The organism is Xanthobacter albus, assembly GCF_043194895.2.
Classification (GTDB): domain Bacteria; phylum Pseudomonadota; class Alphaproteobacteria; order Rhizobiales; family Xanthobacteraceae; genus Xanthobacter.
The window spans coordinates 1,770,583-1,790,354 of sequence record NZ_CM195532.1 but is presented as its reverse complement, the minus strand read 5'-3'; the positions used below and the strand labels follow the sequence as shown (position 1 = coordinate 1,790,354).

At 70.5% G+C, this 19,772-nt stretch carries 22 protein-coding genes; 11 read left to right on the top strand and 11 right to left on the bottom strand.

Annotated features, from left to right (window positions below):
- Positions 1–18: 18 nt before the first annotated feature.
- The 10 genes from V5F75_RS07990 (at position 19) to V5F75_RS07945 (ending at position 8,317) form a co-directional block, all read left to right on the top strand.
- Complete coding sequence (locus V5F75_RS07990) at positions 19–705, top strand: Fe2+-dependent dioxygenase (protein ID WP_394037253.1); 687 nt, start codon at positions 19–21, stop codon at positions 703–705.
- Entirely contained in the window at positions 702–1,367 is a 666-nt protein-coding gene (locus V5F75_RS07985) for a tetratricopeptide repeat protein (protein WP_394037251.1), read from the top strand. Before V5F75_RS07990 ends, V5F75_RS07985 begins: the two co-directional genes overlap by 4 nt.
- Position 1,368: 1 nt before the next feature.
- On the top strand, positions 1,369–2,445 hold the full coding sequence (locus V5F75_RS07980) for an alpha-hydroxy acid oxidase (RefSeq protein ID WP_394037249.1): 1,077 nt from the start codon (positions 1,369–1,371) through the stop codon (positions 2,443–2,445).
- Positions 2,446–2,626: 181 nt separating this feature from the next.
- The gene (locus V5F75_RS07975) at positions 2,627–3,874 is read left to right on the top strand and encodes an efflux RND transporter periplasmic adaptor subunit (RefSeq protein WP_394037247.1); all 1,248 of its coding nucleotides are present in this window, start codon (positions 2,627–2,629) and stop codon (positions 3,872–3,874) included.
- Positions 3,875–3,912: 38 nt separating this feature from the next.
- Positions 3,913–5,139 carry an ABC transporter permease gene (locus V5F75_RS07970; RefSeq protein ID WP_394037245.1) on the top strand — a complete coding sequence of 409 codons (1,227 nt, stop codon included), beginning with the start codon at positions 3,913–3,915 and terminating at the stop codon, positions 5,137–5,139.
- Positions 5,132–5,815, top strand: a complete 684-nt coding sequence (locus V5F75_RS07965; protein ID WP_394037243.1) for an ABC transporter ATP-binding protein — start codon at positions 5,132–5,134, stop codon at positions 5,813–5,815. Before V5F75_RS07970 ends, V5F75_RS07965 begins: the two co-directional genes overlap by 8 nt.
- A 194-nt stretch (positions 5,816–6,009) precedes the next feature.
- Positions 6,010–6,678, top strand: a complete 669-nt coding sequence (locus V5F75_RS07960) for a (2Fe-2S) ferredoxin domain-containing protein (protein ID WP_394037241.1) — start codon at positions 6,010–6,012, stop codon at positions 6,676–6,678.
- Between the two features lie 10 nt (positions 6,679–6,688).
- Positions 6,689–7,261 carry a PadR family transcriptional regulator gene (locus V5F75_RS07955; RefSeq protein WP_394037239.1) on the top strand — a complete coding sequence of 191 codons (573 nt, stop codon included), beginning with the start codon at positions 6,689–6,691 and terminating at the stop codon, positions 7,259–7,261.
- A 4-nt stretch (positions 7,262–7,265) separates the two neighbouring features.
- Positions 7,266–7,439: a hypothetical protein gene (locus V5F75_RS07950; RefSeq protein WP_394037237.1), complete on the top strand. Its 174-nt coding sequence runs from the start codon at positions 7,266–7,268 to the stop codon at positions 7,437–7,439.
- A gap of 110 nt (positions 7,440–7,549) precedes the next feature.
- Positions 7,550–8,317: a siderophore-interacting protein gene (locus tag V5F75_RS07945; RefSeq protein ID WP_394037235.1), complete on the top strand. Its 768-nt coding sequence runs from the start codon at positions 7,550–7,552 to the stop codon at positions 8,315–8,317.
- A gap of 94 nt (positions 8,318–8,411) precedes the next feature.
- Here V5F75_RS07945 and V5F75_RS07940 read toward each other — a convergent pair whose 3' ends face one another.
- Together V5F75_RS07940 and V5F75_RS07935 are read right to left on the bottom strand one after the other, a co-directional pair.
- The gene (locus V5F75_RS07940) at positions 8,412–9,224 is read right to left on the bottom strand and encodes a transporter (protein ID WP_394037233.1); all 813 of its coding nucleotides are present in this window, start codon (positions 9,222–9,224) and stop codon (positions 8,412–8,414) included.
- Positions 9,225–9,430: 206 nt separating this feature from the next.
- Positions 9,431–11,131, bottom strand: coding sequence for a sigma 54-interacting transcriptional regulator (locus V5F75_RS07935; protein ID WP_394037231.1), 1,701 nt, complete (start codon positions 11,129–11,131; stop codon positions 9,431–9,433).
- Between the two features lie 260 nt (positions 11,132–11,391).
- Between V5F75_RS07935 and V5F75_RS07930 the strand changes: the two genes are divergently transcribed.
- Positions 11,392–12,291, top strand: coding sequence for a LysR family transcriptional regulator (locus tag V5F75_RS07930; protein WP_394037229.1), 900 nt, complete (start codon positions 11,392–11,394; stop codon positions 12,289–12,291).
- A gap of 109 nt (positions 12,292–12,400) precedes the next feature.
- Here V5F75_RS07930 and V5F75_RS07925 read toward each other — a convergent pair whose 3' ends face one another.
- The 9 genes from V5F75_RS07925 to V5F75_RS07885 form a co-directional block, all read right to left on the bottom strand.
- A complete protein-coding gene (locus tag V5F75_RS07925) occupies positions 12,401–12,721 on the bottom strand; it encodes a 2Fe-2S iron-sulfur cluster-binding protein (protein ID WP_394037227.1) in 321 nt (106 codons plus the stop codon).
- Positions 12,722–12,839: 118 nt separating this feature from the next.
- Entirely contained in the window at positions 12,840–13,898 is a 1,059-nt protein-coding gene (gene dmpG, locus V5F75_RS07920) for a 4-hydroxy-2-oxovalerate aldolase (protein WP_394037225.1), read from the bottom strand.
- Positions 13,898–14,812, bottom strand: coding sequence for an acetaldehyde dehydrogenase (acetylating) (locus tag V5F75_RS07915; RefSeq protein WP_394037223.1), 915 nt, complete (start codon positions 14,810–14,812; stop codon positions 13,898–13,900). Before V5F75_RS07915 ends, dmpG begins: the two co-directional genes overlap by 1 nt.
- Positions 14,809–15,042, bottom strand: a complete 234-nt coding sequence (locus V5F75_RS07910) for a tautomerase family protein (RefSeq protein WP_394037221.1) — start codon at positions 15,040–15,042, stop codon at positions 14,809–14,811. Before V5F75_RS07910 ends, V5F75_RS07915 begins: the two co-directional genes overlap by 4 nt.
- A 33-nt stretch (positions 15,043–15,075) precedes the next feature.
- A complete protein-coding gene (gene dmpH, locus V5F75_RS07905) occupies positions 15,076–15,879 on the bottom strand; it encodes a 2-oxo-3-hexenedioate decarboxylase (RefSeq protein WP_394037220.1) in 804 nt (267 codons plus the stop codon).
- Positions 15,876–16,673: a 2-oxopent-4-enoate hydratase gene (dmpE, locus tag V5F75_RS07900; protein WP_394037218.1), complete on the bottom strand. Its 798-nt coding sequence runs from the start codon at positions 16,671–16,673 to the stop codon at positions 15,876–15,878. The genes dmpH and dmpE overlap by 4 nt, the downstream gene beginning before the upstream one ends.
- 7 nt (positions 16,674–16,680) lie before the next feature.
- The gene (locus V5F75_RS07895; protein ID WP_394037216.1) at positions 16,681–18,192 is read right to left on the bottom strand and encodes a 2-hydroxymuconic semialdehyde dehydrogenase; all 1,512 of its coding nucleotides are present in this window, start codon (positions 18,190–18,192) and stop codon (positions 16,681–16,683) included.
- A gap of 153 nt (positions 18,193–18,345) precedes the next feature.
- Entirely contained in the window at positions 18,346–19,407 is a 1,062-nt protein-coding gene (locus V5F75_RS07890) for an NADH:ubiquinone reductase (Na(+)-transporting) subunit F (protein ID WP_394037214.1), read from the bottom strand.
- Complete coding sequence (locus tag V5F75_RS07885) at positions 19,404–19,766, bottom strand: phenol hydroxylase subunit P4 (RefSeq protein WP_394037212.1); 363 nt, start codon at positions 19,764–19,766, stop codon at positions 19,404–19,406. The genes V5F75_RS07890 and V5F75_RS07885 overlap by 4 nt, the downstream gene beginning before the upstream one ends.
- Positions 19,767–19,772 lie beyond the last annotated feature (6 nt).

The window sequence follows — 19,772 nt, the reverse complement described above, 5'->3', positions numbered from 1 at the left end:
CCGTTCCGGGCCCCTGCCATGCTGCTCACCATTCCCGATATCCTCACCCCCGACGAGCTGCGCCACGTTCAGGCCGAGCTCGACGGAGCGGGCTGGATCGACGGGCGGCGGACGGCGGGAGACCTCGCGGCCAAGGCCAAGAGCAATGCGCAGCTTCCGGTGGAAAGCCCGCTCGCCCTGTCGCTCGGAGAGCTGGTGCTGCGGGCGCTGGCGCGCAGCGCCACCTACAATTCGGCGGTGCTGCCGCTGCGCATCCTGCCGCCCATGTTCAACCGCTATGATGCGGGCATGGCGTTCGGCCTCCACACCGACAACGCCATCCGCGCCATTCCCGGCACCAACGGCTTCCGCATGCGCGCGGACGTCTCCTCCACCCTGTTCCTGTCGCCGCCGGAAGACTATGAGGGCGGCGAGCTCATGATCGAGGACACCTACGGCACGCACGCGGTGAAGCTGCCCGCCGGCCATCTGGTGCTCTACCCTTCATCGAGCCTGCACCAGGTGGCGCCGGTCACGCGCGGAAGCCGGCGGGGCGCGTTCTTCTGGGCCCAGTCCATGGTGCGCGACGATGGCCAGCGGGCCATGCTCTACGATCTCGACGTCGCCATCATCGGCCTGCGCCGCCGCATCGGCGACGACGACCCGGCCGTGCACGGGCTCGTCAACCACTATCACAACCTCCTGCGGCGCTGGGCCGAGCTGTGACGCCCCCGCCCGCCGCCCCGGCGCGCAAGCCCACCATGGACGAGGCGCACCTCGCCCTCGGCCAGATGTGCCTGGACCGCGGCGACGGCGCCCACGCGCTGGACTGGTTCCGTGCCGCCGCCCGCGCAGGAAACGCCTGTGCCTTCAACATGATCGGCCGCTGCCACGACCTCGGCTGGGGCACCGCGCCCGACCCGGCGGCGGCGGCCCCCTATTTCCGCCGCGCCGCCGCCATGGGCGACGGCTGGGCGCTGTTCAACCTCGCGGACCTTCACGCGCGCGGCCGGGGCGTCGCCCACGACGACCCGGTCGCCTACGCCCTCTACCTGGAGGCCGCGCGCCGGGGCATCGGCCGCGCCTACAACATGCTGGGCCTGTTCCACGAAGCCGGCCGCGCGGTGCCCGCGGACAGGGAGAAGGCCGCGGATTTCTTCCGCGCCGGCGGCGAGATCGGCGATTGCTGGGCCGCCTTCAACCTCGGCCGCCTGCTGCTGGAGGACGGCGCACGGGACGCCGCCCTGCCCTGGCTCGAACGGGCGCTGGAGACCGGCTTTCCCCACTTCCACCAGGCGATGGCCGAGGCCATCGGCGAGCAGGACGACCCCCGCCTCGCCGCCCTGGCGCGCCGGGCCGCCGCGCGCGCGGCCGGCCGGAGGGCGTGAGATGGCGGTGCCGCCCGACTGCGTCAGCCTGCCGGACTACGAGCGCCACTTCGCTCGCCGCGCCGACCCGGCCGTGCGCGCCTATGTGGACGGGGCGGCCGCCGACGGCATCACCCAGGCGCGCAACCGGGCGGTGCTCGATGCGCTCTGCCTGCTGCCGCGCGTGCTGCGGGACATGCGCGGGGCGAGCGCCGCCATAGACCTTTTCGGGCAGCGCCTCGCCCATCCCATCATCGCCGCGCCCACCGCCTACCATCGCCTCGTCCACCCCGAGGGCGAGCTTGCCTCGGCGCGGGCCTGCGGCCTCACCGAAACGCCGTTCGTGGCGAGCACGCTGGCGAGCACCCCGATCGAGGCCATCGCCGCGGCGACCGCCGGCCCCCTCTGGTTCCAGCTCTACGCCCAGCCCCGCTGGGACGACACGCTGGCCCTGGCACGGCGCGCGGAAGCGGCCGGCTGCACGGCGCTGGTGCTGACCGCCGACGCACCCGTGAGCGGCATCCGCAACATGGAGCAGCGCGCCGGCTTCCAGCTTCCGGAGGGCGTCCGTGCGGTCAACCTGCCGCCCGCCCCGGCATCCGCGCCGCCGGCCGCCGGCAGCCCCGTGTTCCAGGGCATGCTCGATGCGGCGCCGACGTGGGAGACGGTGGAGCGGCTGTGCCGGGAAACGCCGCTGCCGGTGGTGCTCAAGGGCGTGCTGGCGCCCGACGACGCGGCGCGCGCCATCGACGCCGGATGCCGGGGCATCGTGGTCTCCAACCACGGCGGGCGGGTGCTGGACACGGTTCCCGCCGCCATCGAGATGCTGCCCGAGGTGGCCGCGCGCGTCGCCGGGCGGGTGCCGCTGCTTGTCGATGGCGGCATCCGCCGGGGCACCGACATCGTGAAGGCGCTGGCCCTGGGCGCGACGGCGGTGATGATCGGCCGGCCGGTGCTGCACGCCCTCGCCGTGGGCGGCCTGCCCGGCGTCGCCCACATGCTCACCGTGCTCAAGACCGAGCTCGAGGCCACCATGGCGCTGACGGGTTGCCCGCGGGTGGCGGACATCGACGCCGGCCTGATCCGGGGCGGGCGCTGACCCACGGGCGGCGGGCCGGCCGCAACGACCCTGCGCGATGCCCGGCGCGGGCGGGCGGTCGAGCTGGAGGCGCATGCCCGCCAAACCCGTGCCATGCGGGCCGATGCCGCTCTGGCACCGGGGGGACCGGAGGTCTACACCTGATCCGGTAGCCGAAGCCCTCCATGCCCGAGAGCCGAACGTGACATCTCCAGTGCCGAAACCGGGTTTGCGCGGCCGCCTCGCCCTCCTTTGGGCGCATCGCTGGTTCGTCCTCGCGGCGCTGGCGCTGGCGGCGCTGGGCGCGTGGCAGGCGGCGCGGGCCATCCTGGGGCCGGCGGTGGTGGTCGAGCAGGTGGAGCGCGGCGACCTTGTCCAGACCGTGGTGGCGAGCGGCCATGTGGAGACGCCCTACCGGGTGGAGATCGGCGCCCAGATCACCGGCATGGTGGGCGAGGTGCTGGTGGAGGAAGGGCAGAGCGTCACCCGCGGCCAGCCCCTCATCTCCATCGAGCGGGAGGAGCTGAACGCCATCCTGGTGCAGGCCCAGGGCGCGGTGGCGCAGGCCGAGGCGCGCCTGCGCCAGCTCACCGAGCTGACGCTGCCGGTGGCGAAGGAGAACCTCGCCCAGGCCCAGGCCCTGCTGAAGAACGCCCAGGCCACCTACGACCGCACCTCGGAGCTGGCAGGCCACGGCAATGCCACCCGCGCCGCCCTCGACGACGCCCAGCGCGCGCTCGACCAGGCCCGCGCGCAGGTGAACGCCGGCCAGTTCCAGGTCTTCACCGCCAGCCCCGGCGGCAGCGACCAGGTGGTGGCCCAGACCCAGCTCGATCAGGCCAACGCCGCTTTGGAGGCCGCCCGCTCGCGCCTCGCCTATGCCACCATCACTGCCCCGCGCGACGGGGTGCTCATCTCCCGCAGCGTGGAGCGGGGCACCATCGTGCAGCCGGGGCGCACGCTGCTGGTGCTCGCCCCCGCCGGCGACACCCAGCTCGTGGTGGACGTGGACGAGCGCAACCTCGGCATGATCGCCCTGGGCCAGCCGGCCCTCGCCTCGGCCGACGCCTATCCCAGCCAGCGTTTCGCCGCGAAGGTCACCTACATCAACCCCGGCGTCGACATCACCCGCGCCACGGTGCAGGTAAAGCTCACGGTGCCCGATCCGCCCGCTTACGTGCGGCAGGACATGACCGTCTCCGTGGACATCGAGACCGCGCGGCGTTCCGGCGTGCTGGTGCTGCCGCGGCGGGCGGTGCGGGACCTCCAGTCCGGCCAGCCGTGGGTGCTCGCCATCCGCGACGGGCGGGCCTACCATCAGGCAGTGAAGGTAGGGCTCGCCGGCAACATGCGCCTGGAGATCACCGAGGGGCTGAAGGCCGGCGATCTCGCCATCCCCGAGGGCGCCGGCATCGCCGCCGGGCAGCGGGTGAGGCCGGTGCTGCCATGAAACCCAGATCATGAAACCCAGATCATGAGCCCACGATCATGAGCCCGCTGCTGCCGTTCGAGTGGGTAGTGGCCATCCGCTTCCTGCGCGAGGGGCGGATGCAGACGCTTTTCATCCTCGTGGGCATCGCCATCGGGGTCGGTGTCATCGTGTTCATGACGGCCATGCTGGCGGGGCTGGAGCAGAACTTCCTGAAGCGCGTGCTCACCTCCCAGCCCCATGTGCAGCTCCTGCCGCCGGACCAGATCGCCCGTCCGCTGCGCGACGCGCCCGGCGTGCTGGAAGACCCGGTGGTGCAGCGGCCGAGCCAGCGCATCATCTCCATCGACCAGTGGCGCAAGGTCATCGACGCCGCGCGGGCCATGCCGCAGGTGCTGGATGCCTCCCCCACCGCCGCCGGCTCGGTGCTCGCGGCGCGCGGGGATGCGAGCCGCTCGGTCACCATGAGCGGCGTGGAGCCGGAAACCTATTTCCGCATCGTGCGGGTGCCGGATTATATCGTCGCCGGCCAGCCGCGCCTCACCAGCGAGGACATCATCATCGGCACCGAGCTGGCGAAGGACCTTGGCGCCAGCGTCGGCGACAAGCTGAACCTGCGCGCCGCCAGCGGGGCGACCCGCGTCCTCACCATCTCCGGCCTGGTGGACCTCGGCAACAAGAGCGCGAACCAGCGCACCACCTTCGTGGCCCTGCGCACCGCGCAGTCGCTGCTCGGCATCATCGGCGGGGCCACCACCATCGACATCACCGTGCGCGACATCTACGCCGCGGAGGCGGTGGCGCAGGAGATCGGCGCCTCCCAGCGGGTGGAAGCGGACAGCTGGATCAAGACCAACGCCCAGTTCTTCACCGCCGTGCAGGCGCAGAAGAACACCAACCTGCTCATCCGCGTGTTCGTCGGGCTCTCGGTGGCGTTCGGCATCGCGGCGGTGCTGGTGGTGTCTGTGATCCAGCGCTCGAAGGACATCGGCATCCTGCGCGCCATGGGCACGCGGCGCGGGCAGGTGCTGGCGGTGTTCCTGCTCCAGGGCGGGGTGCTGGGCTTCCTCGGCTCGCTCGCCGGCGCGGCCCTCGGGGCGGGCGCGCTCGTCTACTGGCACGGCATCGCCCGGCAGGCGGACGGCTCGGAGCTGTTCCCCCTCATCCTGGAGCGGAGCCTCTTCTTCGAGACCGCGCTGCTGGCGACGCTGACGGGCCTCGTCGCCGCGACCATCCCGGCCCTGCGCGCGGCCGATCTCGACCCGGTGGTGGCGATCCGTGGCTGAAGCGATCCTGAAGCTCGAGGAGATCCGCAAGTCCTACAACGTGGGGCTGCCGTCGCAGACGGAGGTGCTCCACGGCATCGATCTCTCCCTCGCCAAGGGAGAGTTCGTCGCCCTCATCGGCCCGTCCGGGTCGGGCAAGAGCACGCTGCTCAACATCATCGGCCTGCTCGACCGGGCGACCTCCGGCCGCCTCATCATCAAGGGCGCGGAGACCGGCACCTTGCCGGAGCACGAGATCACCCGGCTGCGCGGCCATTCCATCGGCTTCGTATTTCAATACCATCTGCTCATCTCCGCCTTCACGGCGCTCGAGAACGTGATGATGCCCATGCTGGCCGACCGCCGCTTCGCCAGCCCCGAGATCGAGGAACGGGCGCGCGCGCTGCTGGCCGAGGTCGGCCTCTCGGCGGTGGCCGGCAACAAGGCCACCAACCTCTCCGGCGGCCAGCAGCAGCGCGTGGCGGTGGCGCGGGCGCTGGCCATGCGGCCGGACCTCGTGCTCGCCGACGAGCCCACCGGCAACCTCGACACCGCCTCGGCGGACGAGGTCTTCGCGCTCATGCGCCGGGAGAATGCGCGCCACGGCACCTCCTTCCTGCTGGTGACGCACAATCTCGATCTCGCCGCCCGCTGCGACCGCATCATCAAGGTGGTGGACGGGCGCATCGCGCCCTGAGCCCCGGCGTCCGCTTCCACCTCCCGCTCCGCGCACGCTGCCTGGTGGCCTTCCGCCAGCGCGGCGGCGCGCGCCTGAACGCGGGCCTTTCGTTATTTCGAATAATTTGAAATTCTCAATTTTTCCAATGCACCTATTGAATCAGACCTATTTTCGATATATCTAACTCACATCGAAATGAAACGGAGGCGCAGATGCGCAGTTTTTCAAGAGGACAAGGCCACGGTGGCAGCGAGGGCCGTGACGGACACCATGGCGCGAACAGGCACGGGCACGGCGGCCGCCAGCATGCCGGCCCTGGGGAGGAGCACGATCGCCACCGCCATGGCGGCCACGGCGAAGCGCGCGGCGGTTTCATGCGCGGCGGGCACGAGGGGGCGGAGGGCCGCGACGGGCGGCACGGGCACGGCTTTGCCGGACGCCCCGCGCATCGACACCGCGGCGAACGGGCCGGACACGGGCCGACGGAGGGCGGCGCCCTGCTGGTGCAGGCGGCGCGGGCGCTCTACGAGGCCGCGCGCGCGCTTTACGGGGAGGAGCGCCGCCCGGTCGAGGCGCGGGCCACCCAGCATGAGCCCCAGGCCCCGGTGCGGATCTCGGTGTGCACGGGCCGCGGCTGCCGCATGCGCTGGGACAGCGCCTCGCTGGTCGAGGACCTGCGGCGGGCGGCTGCGCGCGGGGAAGCGGTGACGGTCACCACCTGCCGCTGCCTCGGCATGTGCGATGAGGGGCCCGTCGTGGTGGCCGCGCCCGCCGAGGGCTTTGCGGCTTCATCCGGGGCTCCGGCCGAACGGGTCTTCGTGAACGTGGGAAAACGGGATATTCAGGAGATCATCGAGGCGGCCGGGGGCCGCAGGCAATGAGGTGGCGTTGGTGTCTCGTTCCAGTTCCGGTCCGCGCGATGAGTCCAGCCGGCATGGCGGCCGAGGCCGGGGACCCGACGACCACGGCTGGGACCGCCCGGCGGGGCGCGGCGGCGGCGGCCGGCTGGGCCGGCTGTTCGCGCATGGAGACCTGCACCTCCTGGTGCTCTCCATGATCGCGGAGAAGCCGCGCCACGGTTACGAGGTCATCAAGTCCATCGAGGCGCGGGTGAACGGCGCCTACAGCCCCAGCCCCGGCACCATCTACCCCGCCCTCACCCTGCTGGAGGAGCAGGGCTATATCCGGGTCGAGGCGAGCGAGGGCAGCCGCAAGCTCTATGCCGTCACCGGCGAGGGCGAGGCCTACCTCGCCGCCAACCGCCCGCAGGTGGAGCACATGCTGGCGCGCATGGACGAGGTGCGGACCCGGCGCGGCGACGCTCCCGCCCCGGTGGTGCGCGCCATGGAGAACCTGAAGCTCGCCCTGCGCCTGCGCCTGGAGCGCGGCCCCCTTTCTCCCGCCGAGGCCCAGGCCATCGCCGAGGCGCTGGACGGGGCAGCCGTCGCCATCGAGCGGAGCTGACACCGTGAAGCCCTGGATCCGCGACCGGCTGCGCGCCCTGGCGTCAGCCAGCAGGCTCGGGACGCGCGACGAGGCGGCGCCGCGCGAGGCCATGCCCGCAGAGCCCGCGCCGCCCGGCACGGGGCCTGCCCCGCATCGTCCCCCGGCTCCCGTCCGCCGGCTGGAGCCCACCTCCTGAAGCCTCCGGCATCCGCCGGGCCGCTTCCCTGATTTTTCCCGAACCCACGCGCACCCCACGAGCCGCCCCCGCGGCCCGCGCGCCGGCGCGCGCCCGCCATGGAGAATGCCATGTCCAACGCCCTGAACCGCCACCAGGCGGAACGCGTCCGCCAGGAGCCGAAGCGGCGCATCCTCACCGTCGCCGCCGTTCGCGACATCACCCCCCGCATGCGGCGCATCGAGCTGACCTCGCCGGACCTCGCCGACTTCGCCAGCCGCGCGCCGGACGATCACGTCAAGCTGTTCCTGCCGGACGCCACGACGCCCTCGGGCGAGGCGATGCGCGACTACACGCCCCGCCGCTTCGATCCTGAACGGCGGCTGCTGACCCTCGACTTCGCCCTGCACGAGGCCGGCCCCGCCACGCGCTGGGCGCTGGCCGCCGCGCCGGGCGACCGGCTCGCCATCGGCGGGCCCAAGGGCTCGGTGATCGTGCCGGACGATTTCGACTGGTACCTGCTGGTGGGCGACGAGAGCGCCCTGCCCTCCATCGGCCGGCGGATCGAGAGCCTGCGGCCCGGCGTGCCGGTCACCAGCGTCGTCATCGTGGAGGATGCGGCCGACATCCAGCATTTCGACACGGCGGCCCGCCACGAGTCGGTGTGGGTGCTCCGCTCCGGCCGGGCGGGCGCGGATGCCGCCCTCCTGCGCGAGGCCCTGGCGCGGTGGCGCGCACCCGAAGGCGAGGGCTATGCCTGGATCGCCGCCGAGGCGCAGGTGGCCCGCGCCGCGAAGGCCTACATGCTGGACGAGCGCGCCCACCCCAAGGCGTGGCTCAAGGCCTCGGGCTACTGGGTGCGGGGCGCCGCGGGCGCCACCGACAAGATGGAGGGGTGACGCGGAACGCCCCGGCCACCGAGGCCGGGGCATTCCGCAGCTCGCGCCGCGCGCAGCATCGGCGCGTTGAGCATCTTGACCAGGAGCGGGCGCTTCAGCGGCGCAGCGAGGGAAGGGCCGAGAGCGGCACGATGATATTCGCCCACACCCGCGTGTCGTTGCCGCCGTAATTCTCCTGCCATACGTCGGTCGTCAGCTTCAGCTGCACGTTGACGAGCCCGAAATCGTAGCCGACGAGGCCGCCGACCGCGAACTGCCGCTGCCGCGCGTAGCCGGCATAGGGCGCGGTGAGGTCGGTGGAGCCGAAGGCCACGGCGCCGATCTCGAACTTGCCGAACTTGTGGGTGGCGGTGAGGTCCACGTTGAACCAGGACGGCCCGCCGTCGAGGCCGTCGCTGCCGGTGCCGTAGACGAAGGTGGACGACAGGTTCCATCCGTCCTTCAGGTAGCTGAGCGCGGCGAGCCCCTGGAAGGAGGCGAAATCCCGGCCCACGTCGGTGCTGGTGGGCAGGTAGATGCCGGCCTGGAAGCCGCCGTAGAAGCCGCCGCCCAGGTCCCATTTCAGCTGGGCATCCAGGATCGCATTGGCGAAGCCCGAGAACTGCGGGCCGCCGTGCACGTCCACGTTCACATAGGGCATCACCGTATCGAGCAGGAGCCGGCCGCCGGCGATGGTCCATGGCGTGGACCAGATGAGCCACGCCGGCACCAGGGCCGTCACGTCCTGGCGCGGGTCGGAATCGCGCGAGCCGTAGGTGGGAATGGTGATGCTGTAGAGCCCTTCCGGCAGCGGGAAGCCCATGGGAATGCCGGTGGAGATGCCCGGCATCAGTTCCGAGCCCGCCTGGGCGGCGGCGGGAAGCGCCAGGGCCAGCGCCCCGGCGATGAATGTGCGGATGGTCTTCATGTCCTCCCCCAGCGCGCTGTTGTTCAGCGGGCGGGCCGGCTCCGCGCCGGCATCGCGCCCCGCATGCGCGTCGAGGGGGAAGCTAGAAAACGGGAACTATGCCGTCTAATACTTGATCGTATGCAGCTTCATACCTTCCTGGGTATGAGCATATCGCGCCCGCAGCCCGGATCTTCCTTCCGTCCGGCGAAAGCCGGGCCGGAACTTCAGCCCCGCCCCGGCGCGGCCAGGTCCGGCGCCGCCTCCGTGTCCTGCTTCAGGCGGTAGGCGAGCTGGCGGCGGGTGATGCCGAGCAGCGCCGCCGCCTGGGTGAGGTTGCCGCCCGCCCGCTCCACGGCCCGCTCCAGCAGGCGCCGCTCGTGGCTGTGCAGGTCGAAGCCCTCGCTCAGCAGCGTGTCGTAGAGCCGCTCCCGCCCGGCCTCGTCGCTGCGGCCGAGGGCGCCGCGACGGTCGATCACCGCGCCCGGCGCGGCGGGCGGCGCGCCGCCCGCGAACAGGTGCTCCACCTCGATCTGGCCGCCGGCCGGAGCCAGGAGAATGCCGCGCTCCACCAGATTCTGCAGCTCGCGCACATTGCCGGGCCAGTCGTGCGCCATGAGGGCCCGCATGGCGCGGTCGCTCACCCCGCGCACCTGCTTGTGGTAGCTCGGACCGATCTTCTCGATGAGGGCCGCCACCAGCAGGGGAATATCCGGCTTGCGCTCGCGCAGGGGCGGGATCACCACCGGATAGGTGGCGAGGCGATAATAGAGATCGGCCCGGAAGCGGCCCTCGGCGATGGCGCGGCTCAGGTCCACGTTGGTGGCGGCCACCAGCCGCACGTCCACCTTGCGCGCCTCGCTGCCGCCCAGGCGCTCCACCTCGCCGGTCTGCAGCACCCGCAGCAGCTTCACCTGCGCGGAGGGAGAGAGATCGCCCACCTCGTCGAGGAAGAGGGTGCCGCCGTCGGCCCGCTCGAAGCGGCCGGGGCGGGACTGCTGGGCGCCGGTGTAGGCGCCCTTCTGCACGCCGAACAGCTCGGCCTCGATCAGCTCGTTGGGCAGGGCCGCGCAATTGACCGCGACGAACGGCTTCTCGGCGCGCGGGCTATTCTCGTGCAGCCAGTGGGCGAACACCTCCTTGCCGGCGCCGGTCTCGCCCAGGAGCAGCACGGTGATGGGGCTGTTGGCCGCCTTGCTCAGAAGATCGAAGGCGGCGCGGAAGCCGGGGGAATCGCCCACCAGCCGGCCGCGGCTGCACTGCTCCTGCAGGCGCCCGCGCAGCTGGGCCAGTTCCTCCTCCATCTGCTTGAGCTGGCCCTCCACATTGTCGGGGCGGAAGTAGTCGAGATAGGCGTCCTCGCCCCACGCCTCCGCCGGCTTGCCGACGATGACGCATTTCGCGTCTCCCCGGCAGACGCACTGCACCTCCCGGAACACGATGAGCCGCTTGAAGAACTGGGTGGTGTAGCCGGAGGCGTAGCCGACCACGCTCCAGCAGGCCGGCTTCTCGCTCTTGCCGAAGACCTGGAGGTGGGATTCCGCCTCCCACGAGCTTTCGAGCTCCACCTCGCCCTCGAAGCTGCCGGTCTCCCAGTCGATGTCCGCGCGGGTGATGGTGGATTTCACCACCCCTTCCACCGCGTGCAGCTCGGGGCCGATGCGGAACACCTCCTCGGGGGCGCCCGCACCGGTGAGCTTGTGGGCGAGGTCGGCATCCTGCCGCCCGGCGGCGAAGCCCATGCGCAGCAGCAGCCCCTGGGCCCGGCGCGCGCCGAGCGTGTCGAACAGCTCGCGCCGCAGCGCCCCGAAGGCCTGCGTGTGCAGCAGCAGCATGCGGCTCTCGTCGAGCCAGATGTGGGCGTTGTCCAGGTCGAATCTCAGCCGGGAGCGCAGGTCGAACTGCTCGATCAGCTTGCTCTTCGCCATTCTCGGTTCTCCTCCCCCGCCCGTCCTCCGGTTCGGAGCGGCGCGGGTGTGGCCCCCGCTTGCCCTCCGTCCGGTTTCGTTGTCCGCGGCATGCCGCCGTCTTCTAGCACATGCCGCCGGAGCGACACGGGTGAGGCGGCGCCAGGGCGGCGCGCGGCCGAGGCTATCGGGGGTGGGAAAGTCCCTCCAATATCATTGAATGGGCCAATTCATACCTTTAAGGTATGGCGAGATGATAGAGACGCGAGCCGCGCCACCCCATGGACCTGAGGCACCTGAGATATTTCATCGCCGTCGCCGAGGAGAAGAACATCGGCCGGGCGGCGGCCCGCATGCACATCTCCCAGCCGCCGCTGACCCGCCAGATCCAGCAGCTGGAAGCGGAGCTGGGCGTGACCCTCTTCATCCGCACCCCGCGCGGGGTGGAGCTGACCGAGGCCGGCGAGCTCTTCCTGGCCGAGGCGCGCAACATCCGCGCCGTGGTGGAGCAGGCCACCGAACGCACCCAGCGGGCGGGCCAGGGCAAGCTCGGCCGGCTCGACATCGCCATCTTCGGCTCCGCCATCCTCGACGTGATCCCGAAGCTGCTGCGCGCCTACAAGGCCGACTTCCCGAACGTGAAGATCGTGCTCCACACCATGAACAAGGGCGAGCAGATCGAGGCCCTGCGCCAGCGCCGCATCGGCATCGGCTTCAACCGCATCCTCAGCCCCACCCCCGGCATCACCGCCGAGCTCGTGACCACCGAGGCGCTGGTGCTCGCGGTCAATGCCGCCCATCCGCTGGCGGCGCGCGAGGTGGTGCCATTCGAGGCGCTGGCGGGCGAGCCGCTGGTGCTGTTTCCCACCGGCGCGCGGCCGAGCTTCGTCGATACGGTGATCGGCCTGTGCCGCAGCGCCGGCTTCGTGCCCGAGGTGTCGCAGGAAGTGGGCGACGCGGTCACCGGCGTCGCCCTGGTGGCCGGCGGCTTCGGCCTATGCCTGGTGCCGGAATCGGCGACTGTGCTGGCCTTCCCCGGCGTGGTCTACCGTCCACTCAGCGGCGTTCCGGCGCCGGCGCGGGTGGACCTGAGCTGCATCTACCGCACCGACGACCAGTCGCCTCTGCTCGCCGCCTTCCTGCAACAGGTGCGCCGCTTCCGCTCCGGCCTCAGGGGCTGAGCGGGCTTATACCATCGTCCCCGGTCTTTGACCGCTGCCAAGTGGGACCGCTCAAGCGCCGCGCGGGCTTGACCAAAGGCCCATGAGTCAACCTCATGGGCCTTTGGTGTTACGCTTGCGGCGGGCGCGGGCGGCAGGCGTTCTTGCGCAGGGCGCCCACCACCTTCAGCATCAGCGGGCTCTCCGGCCGGATGCGGCAGGCGAGCGCCTGGCGATCGCGCTCCTCCTCCACGCTCACATGCGCGCGGCTCATGGCGCCGGCCTGGTAGCGGCCGTCCAGCACCTCCACCTTGCATACGCCGCAGCCGCCGCCCCGGCAGCCCAGCGGAATGCCCTTGCGGCCGAGGCGCGCCATGCCCGTCAGCACGGATTCGCTCTCGTCGCAGAGGTAGGTTTCGCCGGTGTCGGCGATATGGATCTCGTGCTTCATGGCGTTCCTCCTTTGTGTTTCGTCCTGCGGGCGCATCGGGGCGTTCTCGCCCTCTTCCCGCGCGTCTCGCGGGCCCGGGCGCGCCGGCCCGGGCCCCGGCCCCTTGAGGGGGGCAGGCTCAGGCGGCCGCGTCCTTGATGAGGCCGCGGGCCTTGGCCATGGTCATGGCGGTGTCCAGGATCATGTCTTCCTGGCCGCCGATCATCTTCTGGCGGCCAAGCTCCACCAGGATGTCGCGGGCCGGCACGCCGAAGCGCTCCCCCGCCTTTTTTGCGTGCAGCAGGAAGGTGGAATAGACGCCCGCGAAGCCGAGGGTGAGCGCCTCGCGGTCCACCCGCACCAGATGATCCATCATCGGCACGATGACGTCCTCGGCGAGGTCCATCAGCTTGAAGAGGTCCACCCCGGTCTCGATACCCATGCGCTCGCACACCGCCGCGAACACCTCCAGCGGCGTGTTGCCGGCCCCGGCGCCGAGGCCCGCCACCGAACCGTCGATGCGGCTCGCCCCGGCCTCGATGGCGGCGATGGAATTGGCGATGCCCATGCCGAGATTGTGGTGGCCGTGGAAGCCGATCTCGGTGGCGGGATCGAGCACCTCGCGCAGGGCGCGGACACGGGCGCGCACGTCGTCCGGCAGCATGTAGCCGGCGGAATCCGTGACATAGACGGTCTGCGCGCCGTAGCCCTCCATCAGCTTGCCCTGGCGGGCGATGCCGGCGGGGTCGTTCAGGTGGGCCATCATCAGGAAGCCGGTGGTGTCCATGCCGAGCTTGCGGGCGAAGGCGATGTGCTGGGGCGCGGTGTCGGCCTCCGTGCAGTGGGTGGCCACGTGCACCGAGCGGGCACCGGCATCATAGGCGGACTGAAGCTCACGCATGGTGCCGAGGCCGGGGATGAGCAGCACCGAGACCTTGGCCTGCTTCATGCGCCCCGCCACCGCGGCGATGTATTCCTCGTTGGCGGCGAGGGCGAAGCCGTGCTGCAGCGAGTTGCCGCCGAGGCCGGCGCCGTGGGTGACCTGGAGATAGGGCACGCCGGCATCGTCGAGGCCGGTCGCGATCCTCACCATCTGGTCGATGCTGATCTGCTCGCGCTTGGCGTGCATGCCGTCGCGCAGGCACATGTCGTGCAGGATGACCTTTCGGCCCTTCAGGCTTTCGGAAGAAGTCGTCATCACGCGGCCTCCACGGCTTTCGGCTTGATGCGCCCGGAGAGGATCTCCTCGGCGAACATCTCGGCGGTTCGGGTGCCGGCGGCGGTCATGATGTCGAGGTTGCCGGCATAGCGGGGCAGGTAGTCGCCGAGGCCGGCGACCTCCATGAAGACGGACACCTTATTGCCGTCGAAGATCGGCCCGTTCACGAGGCGATAGCCCGGAACATACTTCTGCACCTCGCCGATCATCTTCAGGATGGAAGAGGTGATGGCCGCTTCGTCCGGCGCATCGGCGGTGAGACAATAGATGGTGTTGCGCATGATCATCGGCGGCTCGGCCGGGTTGATGATGGCGAGCGCCTTGCCCTTCCTCGCCCCGCCCACCTTCTCGATGGCGCTGGAGGTGGTGTAGGTGAACTCGTCGAGATTGGCGCGCGTGCCCGGCCCCACCGATTTCGAGGCGAGGCTCGCCACGATCTCCGCATAGTCCACCGGCTGCACCTGCGACACGGCGGCGACGATGGGAATGGTCGCCTGCCCGGCGCAGGAGATCATGTTGACGTTCATCTCCAGCCGGTCCGCGTGCTGGCGCAGGTTCACCGGCGGCACGCACAGGGGGCCGATGGCGGCCGGCGTCAAGTCGATCATGATGACGCCCAGCGCGTTGAGCTTGCGGCTGTTCTCCGCGTGCACATAGGCGCTGGTGGCGTCGAAGGCGATCTGGATGCCGTCCGCCTCCACGTGGGGCAGAAGGCCGTCCACGCCCTCGGCGGTGGTCTTCAGCCCCAGCTCTCGGGCGCGGGCGAGGCCCTCGGAGGCGGGGTCGATGCCCACCATCCACACCGGCTCAAGCACGGCGCTGCGGCGGATCTTGGAGATGAGGTCGGTGCCGATGTTGCCCGAGCCGATGATGGCGCACCTGATCTTGCTCACGGGTTCTGCTCCTCGAGGCCGGGGTGGTGGGTGCCGTTGGCGGCGGCGCGCTGCGCCTGGGTGAGGCCGGCAACGAAGAAGGCGTCCTTGCCGTGCTCCGTGATGAGGATGCGTACCGTCTGCGGATCGCACGGCAGGCTCTCGCTCACGGCCTTGGTGACGGCGGCGGCGACCCGGCGCTTCTGCTCGCCGGTGCGCCCCTCCAACATGTGCATTTCAATAATGGGCATGGGAAAAGACCTTGCTTGCAACGGGTTGAGACGTCATTCCACGAACCGCACGCCCACCGAGCCGAGCTCCTGGAAACGCGCGATCACATGGTCGCCCGCCTTCACGGGGATGGCCTCGGTGATGCCGCCGCTCATGACGAAGCTGCCGGCGGGGAGCGTCTCGCCCAGCTCCGCGAGGATGTTCACGAGCATGGCGATGGCCTCGGCCGGGTGGCCGAGCACGGCGGCGGAGGCGCCCATGGCGGCGATCTCGCCATTCTTTTCCAGCACCACGCCGAGGGTGCGCAGGTCGAGATCCCCGGCGTAGCGCGCCCGCCCGCCGCCGACGAAGCGGGCGGAGGAGGAATTGTCGGCCACCACGCTTTCGAGGTCGAACTTGAACCCGGCGAAACGGGAGTCGATGATCTCCAGCGCCGGCAGCACATAATCGGTGGCGGCGAGCACGTCGGCCGCGGTGCAGCCGGGCCCCTTCAGCTCCGCCTTCATGACGAAGGCCACCTCGCACTCGATCCTGGGATGCACGAGGTCGGACAGGGTGATGGCGGAGTTCTCCGGCCGCGCCATGCGGTCCGTCAGGAAGCCGACGGAGGGCACGGAAACCCCCATCTGCCGCATCTTCGCCTTGGAGGTGAGGCCGGCTTTCCAGCCCACCAGACGGTGGCCCTGGGCGATGAAGCGCCGGCGCAGCTCGTTCTGCACCGCATAACCGTCGGCCATGGTCATGGCCGGGTATTCGTCGGTGAGCTTGGGAATGGCGACGGCCCGCTTCTGCGCGCCCTCGATGCGCTCGGTGAGGCGCACCACGTCCTCCCGCGACAGGGTGATGGAAGCGCTCATGCCGCGGCCTTTCCGGAAAAGCGCACCCGGCAGCTTCCGAGGCCGCCGACGGTGCACACCAGTTCGTCGCCGTCCTCGACCGGGATCAGCGTGGATTGCGAGCCGGAGAGGATCACCTCCCCGGCCTTGAAGGGAATGCCGAGCTCGCCCAGCGTGTTGGCGAGCCAGGCCACGGCATTGGCGGGAGAGCCCTGCACCGCCGCCCCGACGCCGGTGGCGACCACCTCGCCGTTCTTCTCCACCACCATGCCCGCGAGCGTGAGGTCGAGCCGGCGCGGATCGCCCTTCGCTTCGCCGAGCACGTAGACTCCGCAGGAGGCGTTGTCGGCCACCGTGTCCTGGATCCTGATGGCCCAGTCCGTGATGCGGGAATCGACGATCTCGAAGCAGGGGCGCACATGATCGGTGGCGCGGATGACGTCCATGGCGGTGACGCCCGGCCCCTTCAGGTCCTCCTTCAGCACGAAGGCGAGCTCCGCTTCCGCCTTGGGCTGGATGAGGCGGGAGAGGTCGACTATGGCGCCGTCGGCATGCGCCATGGCCGAGGTGAGCATGCCGAAATCCGGCTGGAACACGCCCAGCAGCTCCTGCACCGGCCGGCTGGTGGCGCCGATCTTCTTGCCGACGATGATTTCTCCCGCGCCGAGGCGCCGCGCCACGAAGCGCTCCTGGATGCGATAGGCATCGGCGATGGTGAGGCCAGGCGCGCGCGCCAGCAGCGGCGGCACCGGCCGGCGGGCGAGGAAGGCGGCGTAGAGCGCGTCGCCGTCGGCGTTGATCTCGTCGAGGGTCATGTCCGCCTCACAGCTTCACGCACACGTTGCGCAGCTCAGTGTAGAATTCCAGCGAATGCACCCCGCCCTCGCGCCCGATGCCGGATTGCCTGGCGCCGCCGAAAGCGGTGCGCAGATCGCGCAGGAACCAGCTATTCACCCAGGCGATGCCCACCTCGACACGGGCCGCCACGCGGTGAGCGCGCGCGAGGTTCGAGGTCCAGATGGTGGTGGCGAGGCCGTATTCGGTATCGTTGGCAAGGGCCACCGCCTCCGCCTCGTCGTCGAACGGGCGGATGTGGCAGCAGGGGCCGAAGATCTCTTCCCGCACCACCGCCGCCGTGTCCGGCAGGCCGGTCCAGATGGTGGGCTCCACCCAGGCGCCCTCGGCCAGCTCCGCCGGCACCTGCGGCACGCCGCCGCCGGTGACGACGGTGGCGCCCTCCTCCACCGCCCTCTTGTAATAGGAGAGCACCTTGGCGCGGTGCTCGTGGCTGATGAGCGGGCCGTAATTGGCGTTCGGATCATCCGGGCGGCCGAACCGCACCGTCTCCACCCTGGCCTTCAACGCCGCGACGAACCGCTCGAAGATGGGCCGCTCCACATAGACGCGCTCGGTGCCGAGGCACACCTGGCCGGAATTGAGGAAGGACGAGCGGAAGATGCCCTCCACCGCCGCCTCGAAATCGCAATCGGCGAAGACGAGGCCGGCATTCTTGCCGCCCAGCTCGAACGACACGTCGCGCATGCCCTCGGAGGCGGCCTTCATGATGGTGGCGCCGGTGCGCGTCTCGCCGGTGAAGGTAATGGCGTTCACGCCGGGATGGCGGGTGAGGAACTCGCCGGCGGAATCCGGGCCGAAGCCGTGAACGACGTTGTAGACGCCCTTCGGCATGCCCACCGCGTTCATCACCTCGCCGAGCAGGGTCGCGGTGTTGGGCGTCTCCTCCGAGGGCTTCACCACCACCGTGTTGCCGCAGGCGAGCGCGGGGCCCACCTTCCATGTCATGAGCATGAAGGGCGCGTTCCACGGGCACACCACGCCCACCACGCCCTTGGGCACCCGCAGCGCATAATTGAGGGCGCCCGCGCCATCGGGCGTCGCCATCTGGAAAGCTTCCGTGGGCACGTTCTTGATGACGTCGGCGAACACCTTGAAGTTGGCGGCGCCGCGCGGAATGAAGACATTCGTCATCACGTGGCGCGGCTGGCCGGTGTCGGCCATCTCCGCTTCCACGAAATCCTCGAACCGGCGGGTGATCTCGTCGGCCACCGCGTAAAGCAGGGCCACGCGCTGCTCGGTGGAGAGGCGCCCCCATTCGCCGTGGAGCGCGGCGCGGGCGGCGCCGACGGCGGCGTCCACCTCGGCCCGCCCGGCCTCGGCGATGGAGGAGATGACGCGGTTGTCGAGGGGCGAGCGCTTGTCGAAGCGCCGCCCGTCGGCGGCCGGAACGAACGCGCCGGCGATGAAATTGTCGATCCGGCGCACGCCCGAAGGTGAGGGCAGGTCTTGCGCGCGACTGATGCTGGAGAGCGCCATGGCTGGTGGAACCTTCTGGAACCTTCACGGAGGGCTTTTGGCCCCGTGAAATGAGGGTATGGCGGGCTGGAAATACCGTCTAATACTATCGGGTCGCCCGCGTGATATCTGGAAGGTATGGCTCGCGCCGCGCGCGGGCCACGCCCGGCGGCGTCAGATGGCCTTGAACAGGGGGCTGCGCACCTGCTGCGCGTCGGCGGCCGAGATAAACCTCTCGGTGTAGATGTCGCGCTCGAACAGGCGCCCCTGCATGAGGGTCGCGATGGCGGCCTCGATCATGGCCGGCGGCCCGCACAGATAGGCCTTGTGGCCCCGGAAATCGTTGCCGAAATGGGCCTTCGCCGCCTCGTGCGCGAACCCGCGGAAGCCACGCCAGTCCGACCCCGCCGGCTCCTGCGAGAGGGCGGCCACGTAAGTGAAATTGGGGTGCTTCCGGGCGAGCTCCATGAACTCCAGGTGATAATAGAGCTCTTGCCGCGTGCGCTGGCCGTAGACGAGTGTGATGGGCTTCTCGAACCCCTCCGCGAGAAGATCGAGGATCATGGCGCGCGGGCTGGAAAGGCCGGAGCCGCCGGCCATGAGGATCACCGGCATATCCGCCGATTTCTTCACGAAGAAGCGCCCGTAGGGCCCCGTCAGCGTCACCCTGTCGCCCACGCGCAAGGTCTCGTGCACGTGGGTGGTCGCCCGTCCGCCGGGAACGCGGCGGATGTTCAGCTCGATCTCCCGCGCCTCTGCCGGCGGGCTGGCGATGGAGAAGGCCCGCGTGCCGATGCCCTCGGGCAGCTCCAGATTGACATATTGCCCCGCCTGGAAGCGAAGGCCGGCGGGGTCGTCCAGGGTGATCCAGACCCCCTTGATGGTGGGGGTCAGGTCCTCCATGCGGCTGACGGTGCCGGGAAAATCCCGCACCGGCAGGTTCAGCGCGTCCGCGTCTTCCTCGATCTCGGCCTCGATCACGAGGTCGCCCTCGGCGCGGGCGCAGCAGGCGAGGCACATGCCCTCCTCGCGCTCGAAGTCCATGAGGGCGAAGCTGGAGGCCTCGCCGTGGTCCACCGCGCCGTCCGCCACCTTCACCTTGCAGGTGGCGCACAGGCCGTGGCAGCAGGCGTGCGGCAGATAGATCCCGGCCCGAAGCGCGGCATCGAGGATGGTCTGCCCCTCCGCGATGGAGATGGTCTGGCCCAGGGGCTCGATGGTGAGATCGTGGCTCATGCCGCGGCCTCCGCCATCAGGGCGTTGAGCCCCGGCGTGCGCATGCGCAGCTGGGTCTTGTGGGTGATGCCGTTCTCGTCGAGCGTGCGCTCGAAATCGGGCGTGAAGGGCGCGTTGGCCTTCAGCCATTCCACCTTGGACCAGTCGAGCACGGCCGCATCCGGATCCGGCGCGAGCAGGGCGGAGAGCGGGCCCTCCACCAGCTCGCGGAAGGTGGCCTGCGGCGGCACGCAGATGAGGAAGGGCGCGGCGAACAGCAGGTGGTCGTCCCAGCTCACATAGACCAGCCGGTTGCCGCCGAAGTTCGCCTCGATGTCGCGCGCAATGCCCACATAGGGCTTCATGGAAGTGGTGGTCATCGCCCG